This is a genomic window from Flavobacterium sp. 40-81 (genome assembly GCF_001898245.1).
Classification (GTDB): domain Bacteria; phylum Bacteroidota; class Bacteroidia; order Flavobacteriales; family Flavobacteriaceae; genus Flavobacterium; species Flavobacterium inviolabile.
Window position 1 is genome coordinate 15,643 of the sequence record NZ_MKTM01000008.1, and the last position, 18,320, is coordinate 33,962.

At 39.5% G+C, this 18,320-nt stretch carries 18 protein-coding genes; 5 read left to right on the forward strand and 13 right to left on the reverse strand.

Going from position 1 to position 18,320, the window contains the following annotated elements; all coding sequences use genetic code 11:
• Positions 1–24 precede the first annotated feature (24 nt).
• The 7 genes from BGO42_RS01440 to BGO42_RS01470 all read right to left on the reverse strand — a co-directional run bounded on the left by BGO42_RS01440 (position 25) and on the right by BGO42_RS01470 (position 5,931).
• On the reverse strand, positions 25–1,686 hold the full coding sequence (locus BGO42_RS01440) for a tetratricopeptide repeat protein (RefSeq protein WP_273245639.1): 1,662 nt from the start codon (positions 1,684–1,686) through the stop codon (positions 25–27).
• Positions 1,687–1,718: 32 nt separating this feature from the next.
• On the reverse strand, positions 1,719–2,642 hold the full coding sequence (locus BGO42_RS01445; RefSeq protein ID WP_273245637.1) for a PstS family phosphate ABC transporter substrate-binding protein: 924 nt from the start codon (positions 2,640–2,642) through the stop codon (positions 1,719–1,721).
• Positions 2,643–2,737: 95 nt separating this feature from the next.
• Positions 2,738–2,959 carry a hypothetical protein gene (locus BGO42_RS01450; RefSeq protein WP_246297045.1) on the reverse strand — a complete coding sequence of 74 codons (222 nt, stop codon included), beginning with the start codon at positions 2,957–2,959 and terminating at the stop codon, positions 2,738–2,740.
• A gap of 4 nt (positions 2,960–2,963) precedes the next feature.
• Positions 2,964–3,785, reverse strand: coding sequence for an energy transducer TonB (locus tag BGO42_RS01455; protein WP_177732186.1), 822 nt, complete (start codon positions 3,783–3,785; stop codon positions 2,964–2,966).
• A gap of 31 nt (positions 3,786–3,816) precedes the next feature.
• Positions 3,817–4,371 carry an ExbD/TolR family protein gene (locus BGO42_RS01460; protein ID WP_273245634.1) on the reverse strand — a complete coding sequence of 185 codons (555 nt, stop codon included), beginning with the start codon at positions 4,369–4,371 and terminating at the stop codon, positions 3,817–3,819.
• A gap of 20 nt (positions 4,372–4,391) precedes the next feature.
• Positions 4,392–5,006: an ExbD/TolR family protein gene (locus BGO42_RS01465; RefSeq protein WP_273245633.1), complete on the reverse strand. Its 615-nt coding sequence runs from the start codon at positions 5,004–5,006 to the stop codon at positions 4,392–4,394.
• An 88-nt stretch (positions 5,007–5,094) separates the two neighbouring features.
• A complete protein-coding gene (locus BGO42_RS01470; RefSeq protein WP_177732177.1) occupies positions 5,095–5,931 on the reverse strand; it encodes a MotA/TolQ/ExbB proton channel family protein in 837 nt (278 codons plus the stop codon).
• A gap of 367 nt (positions 5,932–6,298) precedes the next feature.
• Between BGO42_RS01470 and BGO42_RS01475 the strand changes: the two genes are divergently transcribed.
• From BGO42_RS01475 to BGO42_RS01485, 3 genes are read left to right on the forward strand one after another with little or no spacing between them, the layout of a single operon-like run.
• A complete protein-coding gene (locus BGO42_RS01475) occupies positions 6,299–7,816 on the forward strand; it encodes a helicase HerA-like domain-containing protein (RefSeq protein WP_273245631.1) in 1,518 nt (505 codons plus the stop codon).
• Positions 7,817–7,818: 2 nt separating this feature from the next.
• Positions 7,819–8,187 carry a DMT family protein gene (locus BGO42_RS01480; RefSeq protein WP_273245629.1) on the forward strand — a complete coding sequence of 123 codons (369 nt, stop codon included), beginning with the start codon at positions 7,819–7,821 and terminating at the stop codon, positions 8,185–8,187.
• A 6-nt stretch (positions 8,188–8,193) separates the two neighbouring features.
• Positions 8,194–8,556 (forward strand): cupin domain-containing protein, encoded by a 363-nt coding sequence (locus BGO42_RS01485; RefSeq protein WP_273245627.1) that lies wholly within the window; start codon positions 8,194–8,196, stop codon positions 8,554–8,556.
• A gap of 59 nt (positions 8,557–8,615) precedes the next feature.
• Here BGO42_RS01485 and BGO42_RS01490 read toward each other — a convergent pair whose 3' ends face one another.
• Positions 8,616–9,965, reverse strand: a complete 1,350-nt coding sequence (locus tag BGO42_RS01490) for an FAD-dependent oxidoreductase (protein WP_273245625.1) — start codon at positions 9,963–9,965, stop codon at positions 8,616–8,618.
• A gap of 223 nt (positions 9,966–10,188) precedes the next feature.
• Here BGO42_RS01490 and BGO42_RS01495 point away from each other — a divergent pair, with 223 nt between their 5' ends.
• Complete coding sequence (locus BGO42_RS01495; RefSeq protein WP_177732162.1) at positions 10,189–10,347, forward strand: lmo0937 family membrane protein; 159 nt, start codon at positions 10,189–10,191, stop codon at positions 10,345–10,347.
• A gap of 32 nt (positions 10,348–10,379) precedes the next feature.
• Here BGO42_RS01495 and BGO42_RS01500 read toward each other — a convergent pair whose 3' ends face one another.
• The 3 genes from BGO42_RS01500 to kynU form a co-directional block, all read right to left on the reverse strand.
• Positions 10,380–11,462 carry an agmatinase family protein gene (locus BGO42_RS01500; RefSeq protein WP_177732159.1) on the reverse strand — a complete coding sequence of 361 codons (1,083 nt, stop codon included), beginning with the start codon at positions 11,460–11,462 and terminating at the stop codon, positions 10,380–10,382.
• 134 nt (positions 11,463–11,596) lie between these two features.
• The gene (locus BGO42_RS01505) at positions 11,597–13,660 is read right to left on the reverse strand and encodes a T9SS type A sorting domain-containing protein (protein ID WP_273245624.1); all 2,064 of its coding nucleotides are present in this window, start codon (positions 13,658–13,660) and stop codon (positions 11,597–11,599) included.
• A gap of 92 nt (positions 13,661–13,752) precedes the next feature.
• Positions 13,753–15,027, reverse strand: a complete 1,275-nt coding sequence (gene kynU, locus BGO42_RS01510) for a kynureninase (protein WP_177732153.1) — start codon at positions 15,025–15,027, stop codon at positions 13,753–13,755.
• A gap of 106 nt (positions 15,028–15,133) precedes the next feature.
• On the opposite strand from kynU, the gene BGO42_RS01515 reads away from it, so the two are divergent.
• Positions 15,134–15,865, forward strand: coding sequence for an SIMPL domain-containing protein (locus tag BGO42_RS01515; RefSeq protein WP_273245621.1), 732 nt, complete (start codon positions 15,134–15,136; stop codon positions 15,863–15,865).
• A gap of 63 nt (positions 15,866–15,928) precedes the next feature.
• Here the strand turns inward: BGO42_RS01515 and queA are convergent, their stop codons facing one another.
• Both queA and BGO42_RS01525 read right to left on the reverse strand, forming a co-directional pair.
• On the reverse strand, positions 15,929–16,978 hold the full coding sequence (gene queA, locus BGO42_RS01520) for a tRNA preQ1(34) S-adenosylmethionine ribosyltransferase-isomerase QueA (RefSeq protein ID WP_177732147.1): 1,050 nt from the start codon (positions 16,976–16,978) through the stop codon (positions 15,929–15,931).
• Positions 16,979–17,065: 87 nt separating this feature from the next.
• Positions 17,066–18,301, reverse strand: a complete 1,236-nt coding sequence (locus tag BGO42_RS01525) for a 3-phosphoshikimate 1-carboxyvinyltransferase (RefSeq protein ID WP_273245619.1) — start codon at positions 18,299–18,301, stop codon at positions 17,066–17,068.
• Positions 18,302–18,320: the final 19 nt, after the last annotated feature.

An 18,320-nucleotide genomic window follows, 5' to 3' on the forward strand; every position in this document is an offset into this window, starting at 1 on the left:
TTTGTATTTCGAAATCCCTCCGGATTACAATTTTTTCAACGTGTCTGTAGCATATTTATTACCGGGCTCCAATACTAAAAGTGCCTGTAAGTTTTCTACTGCTTTTGCTTTATCACCGTTATTAGCATAATAAGCCCCAACATAAGTATATGCTTCTATCAGGTTGTTTTTAGCTTTTTCCGTTTCTCCTTTTTCTTTTACAATTTTGATGTATTCTTCATAAGAACCCACCATTACTTTTTTAGATTCCGGAGTATCGATAATACGGTTAACTTTCGCTTTGTATAAGTGTGCATCCTGAGTTGTCGGCGATGCTGCAATTACATTTGTAAAGGCAAGATCTGCTTTAGTCAACTCGTCTTTAGGAGATGTTTTCTCATCATAATTGAAGTATAACGAATATCCTAAATAGAAGTTATCATACAAATAGTTTTTCGATTTTGGATTTTTAACCGCTACTTCAAAGATTTTACCAGACTCTCTGTAGAATTTCTCTTTGAATAGTTTTAAACCAAACTCGTTTAATTCGCTGGCAATAACCGGATCTTTTTCTACCGCTTTGTTGATTTCAACTACTCCTTCGTCAAAGAACGTTTTATCATACGATTTTCCATCTGCCTTTTTAGACAATCCGATTTTAGCTAATCCTAAATACAGGTAATCTCTGGCGATGATTTTCTTAGCTTCTGCTTTTGCAATAAATTCATTTAATGCTTTTACACTTTCCTGGTGGTTTCCGTTCTCATGAGCAGAATATCCCAGATAACGTAAGATTCTTGGATTCACTTTATCCAGCTGTTGCATTTTTTTAGCTTCTGCTTCCAATGCTTTATAGTCTTTTGCCAGGATTAAGAAATCGGCATGACGCATACGGGACTCTAAAGAGTAATCAGTAAGGCTCATGTATTTCTCATAGTACTCCAATGCTTTTTTCACATAAGCATTATAGTTTGTTGTTTCACTGGCACCCCAGTAATAGTACGTTTCTGCTAACTCTCTGTAAACCGGTCCGAAGTTCGGGTTGATGGCTACAATTTCGTTAAACGCTTTTACTGCTTCCGGGAAGGCTTTTGTATTTTTTGTAATCGCTGCTAATTTTACTTTTGCAAGCAACAACGTATTATCATAATCGTAGGCATTACGGTAAGCACTGTACGACTCGTTTATGTTACGATCGCCATAGTAAGCATCACCTAAGCTCAAATAGGCCTGAGCCGATTTAGGATCAACAACCAGTACTTTTTTCAGGCTTTCGATCGCTTTTTTAAAGTCCGGACGATCCGACTTAATGTAAGCTCTACCGATTAACAAAAATTCTTCTGTATCTTTCTTTTTAATATCTTTTGTTGCTTTGGCAAAATTAGCTTCCGCTCCGAAACCATCCCCATTGTCAAGGTTCATTTCCCCAAGTCCGATATAGTTAAGTGCTCCTTTATCTTTAGCTGCTAATCCTTTTTCAAAATAGATTTTAGCCGAATCCACAGATTTCTCATTCAAATACAAATCTCCTAAATAGAAAAAATTTCTACCGTTATTGGCATCAGAAGCCACTAAAGATTTTAATATTTTTTTTGCCTTGTCATATTGCTCTGCATCAACTGCTTTTTTTGCTTGTTCCAAATCCTGTGCAAAAGTGGCAGTACCAATCACAGACAGTAACAAAGTAAAAACTTTTACATTCTTCATTTTTATTGTTATTTATTATTATTTGGTTTCTTCTATTTATCCTTAACCAGTATTTCTCTACTTGGCATTATTGCGGGAACTAATCCGGATTTTAAAATAATCCGCTGTCCTTTATTCCCTGCAACAAAAGATGCAAACCCCATGCCTAAACCGGTGGTTCCCTGAAAATTTAACAAATACAGCTTTCGCGTAATCGGATAATCACCTTTAGCAATAGCGCTTTGCGTTGGTTTATAGAACTTATTATCTTTCAGTTTATTGTTGTTAACCCCTAAAACTTTAACATTTTCAACATAAGGCTGAAGGTCTTTTGGTGCCTGAAGCAGCCAGTTTACGCCAACAACTCCTACTGTTCCCGGGTTAGCAGCAATATGCCTGATTAATTCTTCATTTGAGTTTAAGGAAAAGACACCTTCTTTTGGTAATACCTGTACATTGGCCAATTCTCTGATTGTTCTCACGGAACTTGAATTGGCATTATCAAAGACCAGGTTTTTGATTCTTGTAGATTTTTTCCCCAGCATCACTGCTACAATTTCCTCAGTGGTGATGGTGGAATCTTTTTCTTTAGCATTTACGATAAAAGCTAAGGCATCGGTTCCGATTTCCGTAATACGCGGTATAATGCTTTTACTTTTGAAATTCTTCAGTTCGACAGAGTCTAACGTTCGTGGCAGTACAACCACCTGCGAACTATTCTGAAAAATAGATTTTAGTATTTCGGTTTCCGTTTTTTTATGCAATTCAATCTTTGCACGATTGTAATCATTTTCAAAGATAATCACTTCGTCTTCCATTATCGGAAAGATCGTTTCTTCAACCGAAACGGTCGCTTTTCCCGAAACAGGTGTTTCTTCAATTTCTTCCGGATTGTCACTTGGTTTCTTACACCCCATTTGGAATGTCAGGAAAGCCACTCCAAGTAAAACAGATAATTTTAAAGCAATCTTTTTCATCAAAAACATTTAAGCTGCAATAGCCATAGCTACAAAGTTAGTCCTTTTTTTATTTTACAAAACCTTAAAAACGTGAAATTAAACCTAATATTTGGTTAATCTTCCTGCTGCATTAAACGGAAAAACCGGAAAGCGGCATAAATCATCAATAAAATTGCCAGTATTACTCTTCTTGTATAGGAAAGCTCAATGGGCATTGATTTCCATATAATCAAAGTCAGTCCCATAAAGACATACAAACACAAGAAGATAAGTCCTAAAACAAACAGAAATCGCTGTTTAGGCGATTTCTGCTTAAAAATTTGAAATATATTCATAGAATTATTCTCCTACTTGAATAGTGATTGGCAAGTTATACGCTACACGTACCGCTCTACCATTTTGAACTCCGGCTTTCCATTTTGGTGCATTCTGCAACATACGGATCGCTTCTTTACCCATTCCGTATCCCGGATCTCTTAAAACTTTAATGTCTGTTAATGATCCGTCTCTTTCAACAACGAAACCAACAATAACTCTTAATGTTTTAACACCTTCATCAACATCAGGAGCTCTGAAGTTTTTCTGAACGTATTTGTTGAAACCAGCCATACCTCCTGGAAATTCCGGCGGAACTTCTACAGTAAAGAATACTTTATTTCCATCGTCAACGATATCCGAGTTTTTAGGCCCGTCACCCGCTGGTTTGTCGATCAGGATATCTCCTGCTTCTTTATCTCCTTTAACATTTTTTTGTCCAGGATCGGCAGTTTCCAAATCTTTAACCGTTGGCGGATCTTCGTCACGCACTAATTTTTTATCAACCACTTTCGGCGGAGGGAATTTCACCTGGTCGTTTACAGACTTTGGTGGCTCCGGTGGTGGTGGTGGTGGTAAAATTTCATCTTTTGGCGGTGGTGGCAATAATGCTGTTTCAATTACCTTGTCCATGTTTTCCTTTTTCTCAACACCGATATTCTCAGAGATAAATCGCATGATCAAAGGAGCACTTACTGCAGAACCGAATAAAACTATTCCAAGAAAAAGTGCTCTTGTTGTAGTTTTAGGGTTCTCTGAACGTAATTGATAAGCACCATAGGCTTTGTTACGGCCTTCAAAAACCATATCAATCCACCCTTTTTTAAATATGTTTAATCTTGACATAATTTAGTTTTTTTAATTAGTCCGGAAAGAATTAATTAATTCCTTCTTTATCTAACATTTTAAGTTCGTCTGGTGTAATATCAACAATCGCATAAGTCGGAACAGATGTAATCGCCATCTCATCTAAAATATCCACTAAGTTTTTATAGTTTGATTTCTTAGAAGGTTTAATTACAACGATTAATCCTTTTTTAGGGTCAGCTCCATAAATTCCTTTTACTTTCTGAATCTGATCCAATATTACCTTACGAATCCCATCTTTACCAAAAGCTACAGCTGTAGGACCTTCTAAAGGTGATGCAGGCTGTCCTTTGAACCATAGGATTTTATTATCTTTTCCTATCAAAATTGTCAACGAACGGTCATCAGGAATAGTTAGCTCAACCTGCGGCTTATCCTTTGGCGTTTTATCCGGCATTGCCAGATTCATTGACTGAGGTTTTGACAACGAAGTCGTTAACATAAAGAAAGTAATCAATAAGAATGCCAAATCCACCATCGCTGTCAAATCGACACCGGCGTTTTGTTTTTTACTTCTTACTTTCTTGCCTTTACCGCCGCCGTCGCCTGTATTTAATTCTGCCATTTCTACAGTTTATTTTTTAATTAAAAATCTTCGCTTCTTAAACCGGTAACCAAGAAGAATTTATTTACTTTTTGGTCTTGAAGAATATCAATTACTTTTTTAACAGTAGGATATTCTTCTTTAGCATCTCCCTTGATAGCGATCTTAAGCTCAGTATTGTTTATTTCTTTTGTCGCATTACGAGCAGCCAGAATCCATTCTCTTAATTGGTTATCAATAGAATCGTATGGGATTCCAGGCTGAAGACCTTCTTTGTTACGCTCTTCTCCGTTTAAAGCGATCAATTGCTTTAAATTTCCGATAGGCACTCCAAAACCATCTATAAGTGAAAATTTCTTAGCTTCTTCATCTGTGAACTTCACATTATATTTTTCTCCCATCTTTGACAAAGTAAGCATTCTTACATCCTTACCTACTACTCCAAAGAATACTTTTTCCTTTCCTACGGTAATTGTTGCCAAATCAGCATCCGGCAATTTTGTTTGTACTGTAGAAGCAGGCGTATCCACCGGAAGCGGCTCTGGGAGCTTTGCCGTAGACGTCATTACAAAGAAAGATAACAACAAGAATGCTACGTCACACATCGCAGTCATATCTATTCTTGTGCTTTTCTTTGACATTTTTGCTTTAGCCATTTTCTTTTAGATTTTTTAATTCCAAACCTGATAGTCGAAACATCATTCCGCTATCCCGTTTGCAATTTGTTATTAAATTACCTTATAATTATGCGTTGTTACGCGCTTTGAAACGTCTGTAAGTTTGCGTGATAGCAAAACCAGCCTCGTCAATAGAATAAGTTAATTTATCAATCTTAGAAGTAAAGATGTTATAAGCAATAATAGCTAGTGTAGAAGTACCAATACCAGTTGCTGTATTAATAAGTGCCTCAGAGATACCAGTTGCCAATGCTGCCTGATCCGGAGCTCCAGCTGCTGCTAATCCAGAGAACGCTTTAATCATACCTGATACCGTTCCTAATAGTCCCATCAACGTACCAATTGATACTAATGTCGCAATAATTGTTAAGTTTTTCTCTAACATTGGCATCTCTAAAGAAGTTGCCTCTTCGATTTCTTTTTGAATAGTTTCTGTAGCTTTCTCACTATCAAAACCTTCTTTTTTAACCTCTTGGTATTTTGTTAAACCAGCTCTAACAACGTTAGCTACTGAACCTTTTTGAGTATCACACTCAGCGATAGCCTCATCAATTTTACCTTGGTTAATTAATACCTGAATATTTTTAACGAAAGTTTCAACATTCCCTTTTCCAGCTGCTTTTGAAATAACGAAGAATCTCTCAATTGAAAACACAACAGTCATCAAAAATAATCCCATCAACACCGGAACGATAAATCCTCCTTTGTAAACCATTCCTAAATAGTTTCCAGGTAGCGGATGACCATTAGGGTCGTTATTGATGAAATTCGATGGTGCACCCATTACATATTTCCAAATAAGAACTCCGACTAAAATACAGATTACAATTGCTAAACCTGCAAATACACTTGATCCATTAGAGCTAGCTCCTTTCCCAACATTTTCGTTAGATACTTTTGTCATTTTTTTTAATTTTTAGTTTTTTGATTTTATTATAACTACCTTCTTACAAAATGAATATTCTCGTCTTATAAGATTCGCAAATTTATGTTTTTAGAGTAAATAAAAAAATAAAAAGCATTTTTTTTAAGTGTTAACAATAAATTATTTAACAATCCCTATACTTTTCTTTATAATTCCACCCGCCACCATTAACATAAGTTTAAATTAATAACGCTTTAATGTTACTATTATTCTTTTTCATTCTTGCTTTTTTCTATAATTTTTTAAAAAAGATACAATTTTGAATATTCCGGATCCGCATATTTTATAGAATCGGATTCGTATATTTGTATAAACACGATCCGTAATACTATTGCTACAACAAAAGATGACAGCTACAAAATTTTCAGATGCTATAAACGCAGGTTACGATTGTAAAGGTGAACATATCGTACTTGGAGGAGCTATTTTAAACGGTGAATCCGTTCCGAATACTCAAATCAAAATCCCTCTTAAAACCCTTAACCGTCACGGTCTTATTGCCGGAGCAACGGGAACCGGAAAGACCAAAACCATACAGGTACTTTCGGAACAGTTATCGCAAAACGGTATTCCGGTACTGATGATGGACATTAAAGGTGATTTTAGCGGCATTGCCATGCCCGGTGAAGAAAAATCGTTTATAACCGAACGCCATGAAAAGATCGGAATTCCTTACGAAACAAAGGCTTTCCCTGTGGAACTAATGAGCCTGTCGTCGCAAAACGGCGTACGCTTAAGAGCCACCGTTTCTGAGTTTGGCCCGGTTTTATTTTCACGTATCCTGGACCTGAACGACACCCAAAGCGGCGTTGTTTCCATCATTTTCAAATATTGTGACGACAACCAGATACCACTGCTGGATTTAAAAGACTTTAAAAAACTGCTGCAATATGCCACCGAAGAAGGCAAAGCCGAATTTGAAAAAGAATACGGCCGGATCTCCACTTCTTCTACCGGTTCCATCCTGAGAAAAGTAATTGAACTGGAGCAGCAGGGAGCCGATTTATTTTTCGGGGAATTGTCGTTTGAAATTGACGATCTGATGCGGATTGACAGCAATGGAAACGGCTATATAAACATTATCCGGCTGACGGACATACAGGACAAACCGAAATTATTCTCCACTTTTATGCTTTCGCTTTTAGCCGAAATTTACGGCCAGATGCCGGAACAGGGCGATAGCGGAAGACCGGAGCTGGTTATTTTCATTGATGAGGCGCATTTAATATTCGACCAGGCCAGCAAAGCATTACTGGATCAGATCGAAACAATTGTAAAACTAATCCGTTCCAAAGGCATCGGTATTTATTTTATCACCCAGAATCCTACCGATGTTCCGAATGGCGTATTGGCGCAATTAGGATTAAAAATCCAGCACGCACTGCGCGCTTTTACCGCTAACGACCGGAAAGCCATTAAAATGACTGCTGAAAACTACCCGATTTCCGAGTTTTACAAAACCGACGAAGTCATAACCCAATTGGGTATTGGCGAGGCTTTTGTAACCGCTTTAAACGAAAAAGGGATCCCGACACCCTTAGCAGCCTGTATGCTTCGTTCCCCGATGAGCAGAATGGATATCCTGACACCAGCTGAAATTGACACCATCAACAGCAATTCCAAACTGGTCAAAAAATACCAGGAAACCATCGACCGGGAAAGTGCTTATGAAATACTGAATAAAAAAATAGAATCCGCACAGGAAGTGGCTGCAAAAGAAGCAGAAAAACAAGCCGAAGAAAAAGCACAGAAAAGCACGGCAACCCGCCAGAGCAGCGCCATGAATCCGATTGTAAAAGTCCTGACCAGCGCGACATTTATAAGAGGCGCTTTCGGAATACTATCCAAAATGTTTAAAAAATAATTATGAAAGGGTACATCACTATCGGATTACTGATCCTCTCCAATGTTTTTATGACACTGGCCTGGTACGGACATTTAAAATTCAAGGAACTGAAATGGTTTGAAAACGCCGGTTTGATAACGGTAGTTTTAATCAGCTGGGGACTCGCCCTATTTGAGTACTGCTTTCAGGTACCGGCAAACAGGGTAGGCTTTGATGGCAACGGTGGTCCGTTTAGCCTTATGCAGTTAAAAGTGATCCAGGAGGTTATCACTTTGGTTGTTTTCGTTATTTTTTCTTTGCTTTTTTTCAAAAACGAAACTTTCCGGTGGAATCACGCCGTTGGCTTTTGCTTTTTAGTCCTGGCCGTTTACTTTATATTTAAAAAATAGTACAAAATGAAAAAATATTATATCCAAAACAATCCGTTTGTTGTTCCAACAGACGACGGTAAACTAATCGAAGAGCATCATGGCAATGCCTCGACAGGCAATGCTGAAATTTCAATTGCCCACATGGTTGCACCGCCACACTGGAGTGAGCCGTTTCAAACGCCCGAATTTGACGAATACACCTATATTATAAAAGGAAAGAAACAATTTATCATTGACGGCGAAACGATCATCCTGGAAGCCGGACAATCCATTAAGATCGAAAAGAACACCCGGGTCCAGTATTCCAACCCGTTTGATGAAGCCTGCGACTATCTTTCCGTTTGCAAACCGGCCTTTACAGTAGATGCCGTGCACCGGGAAGCATAAGCCCGAAAACAAAAAAGTCGTGTCTTATAAATTATACGACACGACTTTTTTGTTTCTATTTATAATGCCTGCTTTAGCAGTGCCAATATTTTATGCTCAACTTCTTCCGTTTCCCAGTTATGCTCAATGCCCGGCAATCTCATAATCTCTTCCATAATGGCATTTTGATGGTTCCCTATCGCTAAAGCTTCCGCATACGGACGGTGGCTAAAGGTTACCCTGTCGTATAGCGGCAGCCATTTTTCAGGATGCCTGATCGCAAACCATTTTTCAATTTTCTTTTGCAGTAAAAATTTATCATCGGCTGTTTTGGTACTCATCTCCATAAAGTTGCGATAAGATAATTCCGCAATAGCGTCAGCATTTGGTTTTCTGATTATCTGGTATTGTTTAAAAATAGTTTCCCAATCGTCGCCATACTCTTTCATCAACTCCGCTAAACTGGTAATATCTTCAAATCCGGCGTTCATCCCCTGTCCGTAAAAAGGAACTATTGCATGAGCCGCATCCCCTATCAACGCTACCTTATCGGTATACGTCCACGGATAGCATTTCATCGTTACCAGTGAACTGGTTGGATTTTTAAAGAAGTCGTTTACCAATTCCGGAATCACATTAATGGTATCCGGGAAGTGTTTCTGGAAGAAATCCTGAACCGCCTGTCTGTCGTTTAATGATTCGAATGAGTTTTCTCCTTCAAACGGCATGAACAGCGTACAGGTAAAACTGCCATCCATATTGGGCAGTGCAATCAGCATAAAAGCCCCTCTTGGCCATATATGAAAGGAGTTTTTATCCAGTTTATGGGTTCCGTCCGGATTTGCCGGAATGTTCAGTTCTTTATAACCGGTATCCAGAAAGTCCTGGGAATAATCAAACCGGTTTTGTCGCTGCATCCGGTGTCGCACTCGGGAAAAAGCTCCGTCGGCACCAAATACTTTGTCATATTTTACTTCTTCCCATGCACCTTTTTCGGTTTCCCCGATATGTAAGGTCGCATCAGAAAGAGTGACATCCCATATTTTTTTCTCGAAGAAAAATTCCACTCCCACTTCTTCCGCCAGGGTTAACATCAGGCGGTTTAATCCTCCTCTTGATATGGAGTAGATACTTTCACCATCAATACCGTAGTTTTGAAAAGCCAATGGCTTATCGGCAAGATGGATGGCTCTTTTATCCATTGGTATCGCCACTTTTCTTATTCTGTCGCCAATTCCCGCTCCATCCAAAGCTTTCCAGCCACGATCTGACATTGCTAAATTTATCGACCTTCCTGAAAACTGTATGTTCCTCACATCCGGACTCCTGTCGTATACATGGACGGTATGTCCTTCTTTTTTTAGATAAATCGCTAATAATGTCCCTACTAATCCTGAACCGACTATAGCTATTCGTTGGTGCGTTTGCATGAAATTTACTTCTAAATAATTGGCGTAAAAATACTTAATAATTAAGAACTGAAGCCGTTTTATACTGATTTTATCATATTTTTCACTTTTAAAAAAGCCCTGCAAAAAGCGCCATTCAATTAATTACACAAAAAAGCGCGTTAACCTTAATTTTTTATTAAAATTCAAGCTAAAAAGAATAAATATTAATAATTTTAAAGAAATAACTTAAAAACTATTAATTATGAGAGATTTAATTTGGTTGATTGTGGTTATCTTATTACTCGGATGGTTAGTTGGGTATTTCGGATTCAGGGAAGCTGTCGGCAATTTAATCCATGTATTGCTTATCCTGGCAATTGTTGGTGTACTGTACCGATTAGCAACCGGAAGAAAGCCCTGAAAATAGAAAAATCCCCAATCGGGGATTTTTTTTTATCGGTTGAATGTAATCTTCTCGCCTACTTTCATTTTTTGTGATTTTGCAAAAACACCACACATGTGGAATAGCATTCTTGCGCCGACATTACCGTCCCAGTCATCTTCTCCCGGTGCTACTTCAACCAGGTCGAATCCGATGATTTCTTTATTGGTATCGGCCAATCGGCTTAACAAATAAGCCGCCTGTTCAAAAGAGAAACCACCCGGAACCGGTGTTCCTGTATTCGGGCAGTACCAGGGATACATTCCGTCAATATCGAAAGAGATACATACTTTTTCCGGCAGGGAAGCAATGATATCATCACATTGCTGTAACCAGGTTTTGCCTTCAAACGTTTCTGCTTTCAGATCCATATCGGTATGAACCAAAACCCTGTTTCCGGCATTTTTGGCCACTTCTACTTCCTGTTCACAAAAATCCCTGATTCCCACCTGAACAATTTTAGATATCTGCGGGATCTGCAAAGCATTGTACATAATGGAAGCATGCGAATAGGTAAATCCTTCATAAGCAATACGCAAATCCATGTGTGCATCCAGATGTAAAATACCAAAATTCTCATGCTGGGAAGCCAAGGCTTCATAATATCCTAATGGTGTACTGTGGTCACCACCCAATAAAGCTACTTTTTTACCTTGTTTCATCCAATGTAAAACGCGGTCCTTCACTTCATTTTTTAAGTCTTTACAAACTTTATTAATCTTATCAAGGTCGGCTTGCAAAGCAGGAAATGTAGCAATATCTTCTCCGTTTTCCAACGCTTCAATTACCGGTTGTGCCAGACTTTTGTACTTTTTTGAATTTTCTTCCCAATGTTTGGGTGCTTCATCCATATAGATCCCCAACTTCCATAATTCCGGAAATTCCTGGTGCTGTAAATCTACCTGAAAAGAGGCATCCAGAATGGCATCCGGTCCTTCCGATGCTCCTGCTCCGTAACTTACCGTAACTTCCCAGGGAACCGGAACAATAACAATATCGCTTTCTGCTGCTGTAAAAGGCAATCCAAATACACTTGCATCTGCTAATCCCGGTTGTGAAGGATCAAAATTTTCTATTTTTTGCTGTTTGTTCATTTTTAATTTTCTAATGATGATGGTACAACTTAACGTCACAAAGATAAGCGCATTAGGATAATTGCGAAAAAATATTCAAAAAAAATGACCGGAGCTGCATCCGGTCATTATATCAGTAAAAAAGAAGTATCCTATTATTTTTTTACGAATTTATAAGAGGCTTTACTGTTGTTAAAGAATATCGAATATACTCCACTTGACAGTTTTGACACATCAAGGGTGATTTCTCCGTTCTCGATAGTGTTTTCAAGCACTTTTTGTCCTAACATATTGTAGATCGCAAAATCTTCGGCTGCATTAAAGTTTCCTTTTATGGTCAGCACATTGTTTGCCGGGTTCGGGAAGATTGCCACATTTTGTTTTGCAAAATCATCCGTTCCCAGTGGTGCTTCCACTACCAATGAGAAATTACAACTTACAGAAGTACCGCTTGTTCCGGTCATCGTAATCTGGTGTGTTCCAACATTTACAACTGTTCCGGCTGCCGGCGACTGGGTAACAACTGCATTACAGTTTGCCGTTACAGCACTTGTTTGTCCGCTATAATCCGGAACTACATAAGTCCCGCCGCCCCCGGCATTAACTGTTTGCGTACCCGGACAGTGAATGGTTAAAGGTAAAGCCGGCAATACATATCCTGTAGCTGTAAAATGGGTTGTGAAAGCCTGCACATCCTGACAGCTGTATCCCATATCGATAGCTGCCTGTCTTACCGCAATGGCTGCATTTTGCTGGTTTGTAGAACTATTCGTCATTGCCAGACCTTCTAAAAATGCTTTGTCAACTTTTGTTCTTCCGATCTGATCGTACACTTTCATTAAAGCTGTAGCCCAGATTTGCCCGTCCTGGTGGATTTGTCCTACCAAGCCGCCCGGATAGGTAGCATTATAATTGGTTACCCTTCCTGCCCAGAACGGATTGTGTCCGTCCCAGCTGAATACATAATGGTAAGCCGCCTGAGAAGATGTCCACTGACTTAAACTTCGGCTATAGGATTGTGCCCAGTAATCTCCGGAACCTTCACTAAGTCCGTTAACCTGCGATAAAGAACCACCTGTTAGCCAGTCGTGCAAACCGTGGCCTAATTCGTGCAGGATTACATCGGCATCCTCAGCATCATCAACACCACCTTCACCAAAATTCAAGGCACCGCCTCCGTAGCTGGAGTTATCTGCTCCGTTAAAACTGTGTGGATCAAAGAATACCACGCCGTTATTTTGCAGCGGTACCAAAGGAATCCCTAATGTTCCGTTAATATATCTGAAACTGTTATCGATATGGTAGAAGGCATTAACTGCTTCAAATCCGGCATCGAACCGGTTAAAAATAAAGGAACTGGTGTTTTGTGTAAAAAGTCCTGTATTTGGGTTTTGCAGGTTCTTTATTTCCACATATTGGCTTTTCAGCTTATAAACACCGGACAAAAGTTCGATATCAACCAATTCTACCTGGCTTCTTGCCGCATCCAGCTGTGCATTGGTCGCATCATTATTGTCTACATACTGACCACCGTAGGCCACACCTGCAACAGACAACGGATCCGGGTTAAAGATCATGGCTGTTCCGGTTGCCGACTGTGCCGTACCGGCTATGCTTTTTCCGAATTGTTTTTCTTTTTTGTCTTTTTTATCTTTATCCTTATTGTGCGAATGGGCATAATAGGCAACATCTTTAAGGCTCAGCATGTCTCCGCTTTGTGCATCGATGATCGCTTCCCAGTGTCCTTTCAGGTCTTCGGCAGCCGTTACCACTCTATACACCAGGGTTGTTTTGCCTAGTTTATTATATACAAACAGTTTGCATTCCTGTGACGTTATCGCACCTTCAAATGCCAGCGCCTTGTCTGAAATGCTTATTGCTTTTTTGTCGTTAAACTGAGGGGAAACACTGATATTCGTTACTGTTTTATCGTAACTGTTAGAAGAATAGGTTATTTTTCCATCCGGTGAAAAATGAACCACAATTTCCGATTCAAAAACCGGAATCCCGTTTAAGGTCTGCTGGAAACGCAAGGTTTCTCCTGAAGGTCCTTTCCGGTTGAATCGCAGATTAAAATCATGAAACGATTTTATCTCCAAATCTTTTGCCTGCGACTTTATAAAGTCTCTGGCTGCTCTTTCGTTTTCAGAACTCTGGGCATTGGCCTGCAGCGAGAATAAAAACAAAACAAAGGCGAACTTAAGTAGTCTTCTCTTCATTTTTAAATTAGGTTTTAGTTAAATTTAGTTAAGTTTAACAGCTAAAATAGCTAAAAATGAAGAGAAAACACAAAAAATATTTATTTTGTTTACTATTTCAATATCCCCTGGCGTAAAATCTGCCCAAATTCATACATATCTTCAAAAGAACAGTAAAACGGAGCCGGAGCCAATCGAATCACATTCGGCTCTCTCCAGTCGGTAATAACGCCGTTTTTCATCAGGTACTCAAAAAGGGATCTGCCTTCTCCATGCAGGAACACGGATAACTGACAGGCTCTTTCTTCCGGATTTGACGGTGTGATCACTTCAAATTCGCTAGCTACTTCTTTATCGACTTCCTGTAAGATAAATTCCAGATAGGCTGTTAACAGGTTTCTTTTTTCGATTAGTTTGTCCATCCCTACTTCGGCAAACATTTCCACTGAAGCCAGATAAGGCGCTAAGGATAAAACCGGTAAATTACTGATCTGCCATCCGTCTGCACTGCGCACCGGATCAAACTGCGGTTCCATTTTAAAACGTCTTTCTTTATTATGTCCCCACCATCCGGCAAAACGCGGCAGGTCGGTATCGTTGTGATGCATTTCATGTACAAAACAGCCTGATGCATTTCCTGGTCCGGAGTTCATGTATTTGTAACTGCACCAGGCAGCAAAATCCACATTCCAGTCGTGCAGCTGCAATTTAATATTTCCGGCAGCGTGGGCTAAATCCCATCCAACGTAAGCCCCGTGCTTATGTCCGGCTTCTGTTATGGTTTTCATATCAAATACCTGACCGGTATAGTAATTTACACCACCCATTAATACTAAAGCCAGCTCGTCGCCTACTTCCTCAATTTTTGCCAGCACATCTTCCAGACGGATATTGTGTTCTCCTTCCCTGCGTTTGATTTCTACGATCGTATCTTTCGGGTCCAATCCGTGGAAATGCACCTGACTCTGGAACATATACTGGTCGCTTGGAAAGGCTTTTTCTTCACATATAATCTTATATTTCTTAGCTGTCGGTCTGTAGAACGTAACCATTAACAGGTGCAGGTTTACGGTCAGTGTGTTCATTACCGTTACTTCAGCTGGTTTCGCTCCTACAACGGTACTTAGTGGTGCCGCAAATCTTTCGTGATAATCCCACCAGGGTTTGTCTGCATAAAAATGTCCTTCCACAGCCAGGTTTCCCCAATCGTTCATTACCTCATCCACATAGGCTTTTGTTCTTTTGGGCTGTAATCCCAAAGAGTTTCCTGTGAAATATATTACTTGTTTACCATTTACCTGCGGGAATATAAATTCGCTTCTGTACTTCGCTAAAACATCTTTTTCATCCAGTTGCTTTGCAAACTCACGAGTATTTTGAAATATCATTATGTGTTATTTTGGTTTTGGTAAAAATAAGAAAAAATAAGATTTTACGTTTGTGAAAGTAATAGCGATATTTCATACATTTATAACAATTAAATATTTATTAGTTATGAAAAACAATCTTAATGCAGCCATTATAGCGGTTGCAGTGGTTATCTCGGCGTTCCTGTTTTCCAGTGCTTTTAAGAACAGAAACCAAAGCAATGACACTATTAGTGTAACCGGATTAGGTAAAAAAGATTTTGTTTCCGATCTGATCGTATGGAGCAGTTCCTTTTCTAAAAAGAATATGAATTTAAAAGAAGCTTATGCCTCGCTGGATAAAGATCGGGAGATCATCAAATCCTATCTGATTTCAAAAGGAGTTCCGGAGAGCAATATTGTTTTTTCTGCTGTAAATATTAATAAGGATTTTGAAAATACTTATGACAACGACGGCAACACCCGTCAGCAAATCTTTACCGGTTTTTCGCTTTCCCAGAATGTTCAGATAGAAAGTAAAGAGGTTGACAAAGTAGAAGGCATTTCGCGTGAAGTGACCGAGCTGATCAATTCGGGTGTGGAACTTTATTCCAATCCGCCGGAATATTATTACACCAAACTTGCCGCACTTAAATTGGAAATGATTGCAGAAGCAACTAAAGACGCCAATTCCCGTGCCGAAAAGATTGCCGAAAATGCCGATGCCAAATTGGGTAAATTGAAGCGATCGGATATGGGGGTTTTCCAGATCATCGCCCAGAACTCATCTGAGGAATATTCCTGGGGCGGTTCCTTTAATACGGCTTCCAAAAAGAAAACTGCCAATATTACCATGAAACTGGTGTATCAGGTAAATTAAAAATATGTCATAAAAAAAACGTTCCGGAATGGAACGTTTTTTATTTATATTATAATTCTCAGATTACAGGATTAACATAGCATCACCGTAAGAGTAGAATTTATAGCCTTCTTTGATTGCTTCATCATACGCTTTACGCATTAAATCATGTCCGCAGAATGCTGAAATCATCATTAATAAAGTCGATTTCGGAGTATGGAAATTGGTTACCATACAATCGGCTACACTGAAATCGTAAGGAGGGAAAATAAATTTATTCGTCCATCCTTCATACGGATTTAATGTTTTAGCAGAAGATACAGAGCTTTCCATTGCACGCATGGTTGTTGTTCCGATAGCGCAAACTCTTTTTTTGTTGGCTTTTGCCGTATTCACTATTTCACAAGCTTCTTCGGTAATTCTCAATTCTTCCGAATCCATTTTGTGTTTGGATAAATCTTCTACCTCAACCGGGTTGAATGTTCCCAAACCTACGTGTAATGTTATTTCGGCAAAATTAACACCTTTAATTTCCAAACGTTTCATTAAGTGTTTCGAGAAGTGCAATCCTGCGGTTGGAGCAGCTACAGCACCTTCTTCTTTAGCATAAATAGTCTGGTATCTTTCTGCATCTTCCGGCGTTACATCACGGTTGATGTATTTTGGTATCGGAGTTTCTCCCAGTTCCAGTAATTTTGCTCTGAATTCTTCGTAAGAACCGTCATATAAGAAACGTAGTGTTCTTCCTCTTGAGGTTGTGTTATCAATAACTTCCGCTACTAAGGAATCATCATCACCGAAATATAATTTATTACCAATACGGATTTTACGGGCAGGATCAACCAATACATCCCATAAACGCTGCTCGGCATTTAATTCTCTCAATAAAAAAACTTCAATTCTTGCTCCCGTTTTTTCTTTGTTACCATAAAGACGAGCCGGAAAAACTTTAGTATTATTCAACACCATTACATCTCCTTCATCAAAATAATCCAGAATGTCTTTAAAAAGCTTGTGTTCGATAGTTTGTGTTTTTCTGTTCACAACCATCAAACGAGCTTCGTCTCTGTTTTCAGCAGGAAATTCTGCCAACAATTCCGCTGGCAAATTGAAATTGAAATGAGATAACTTCATTGTACAAATTTTAAATTGAGTGCAAATATACTATTGCACGATAGGGGTTGTCAAGTCTTTTAAGGTTTATTTTTAAAAACTTGGATTTTACTCATTTATTTCCTGTATTTTAAAGCCGATTTTCTTAAGATCTTCCCAAAAATCCGGATATGACTTTGAGACTACTCCGGCTTCCTCTATAACTAGCGGAACCCGTAATGCCAAGGGTGCAAAAGCCATCGCCATGCGGTGGTCCTGATAGGTTGCAATAGGAACATCGGGGTTTATAACCGCAGCGGCTTCCAGCGTAAGACTGTCATTGGTGACTGTAATGACAGCTCCTAATTTTGTCAGCTCATTTTGCAATGCCAGCAAACGATCCGTTTCTTTAATTTTTAAAGTGTGCAAACCGCTAAGGTGACAGCTTATTCCCAAACCAAAACAGGTTACGGCAATCGTCTGGGCGATATCCGGTGTGTTCTGCAGGTTAAACGATAGTGCATCTTCGATCTTTACAGCTGTTTTTTTCAGCGTAAGCGTATTGTTCTCAAAAACGGATTCGACTCCAAAATGGCGGTATAGTGCCACCAGGTCGCTATCGCCCTGAAAGCTGTTTTCTTTATAGCTGGTCAGTGCAATCGTTGTTCCGGGTTTTGCCATAGCGGCAATCGAATAAAAATAAGATGCCGAACTCCAGTCGCTTTCCACCGTTACTTCCTGTGCTGTGATTGTTTTTGCCTGATGGGCAACCGTGATTGTATTGCCTTCAAATGTTGTGGCTATCCCGATTTCGGCTAACAATGCCAGTGTCATTTTAATATATGGAATAGACGTGAGTGTTCCTTCCAGCGTGAGCTCCAGTCCGTTTTCCAGACCGGGTGCCACTAAGAGCAATGCCGAAATATACTGACTGCTGACATCCGCTTTCAGGCTTACCTGCCGTTTCTCAATTTTTGTTCCTTTTATACGGATGGGCGGATACCCTTCCGTTTTTTCGTATGTGATATCGGCACCCAATTGTCGCAGCGCATCCACTAAAATACTGATCGGGCGTTCCTGCATGCGGGTAGAACCCGTTAATACCACTTCTCTGCCTTGCTGAACTGCAAAATAGGAAGTCAGAAAACGCATCGCTGTTCCGGCATGATGGATGTCCACAACCGTTTCTTCCGACTTCAATGCTTTGGTCATGACCTGACTGTCATCGGAATTGGATGTGTTTTTTAAAATCAGTTCCGGGTACAAGGCCTGCAGCAATAACAGCCTGTTGGTTTCACTTTTAGAGCCGGTTATGGCAATTGCAGACGAACTGTTTATTTCGGAAGGCAGGAGTTTTATTTTCATTGTTCCAGGTATTACAGGC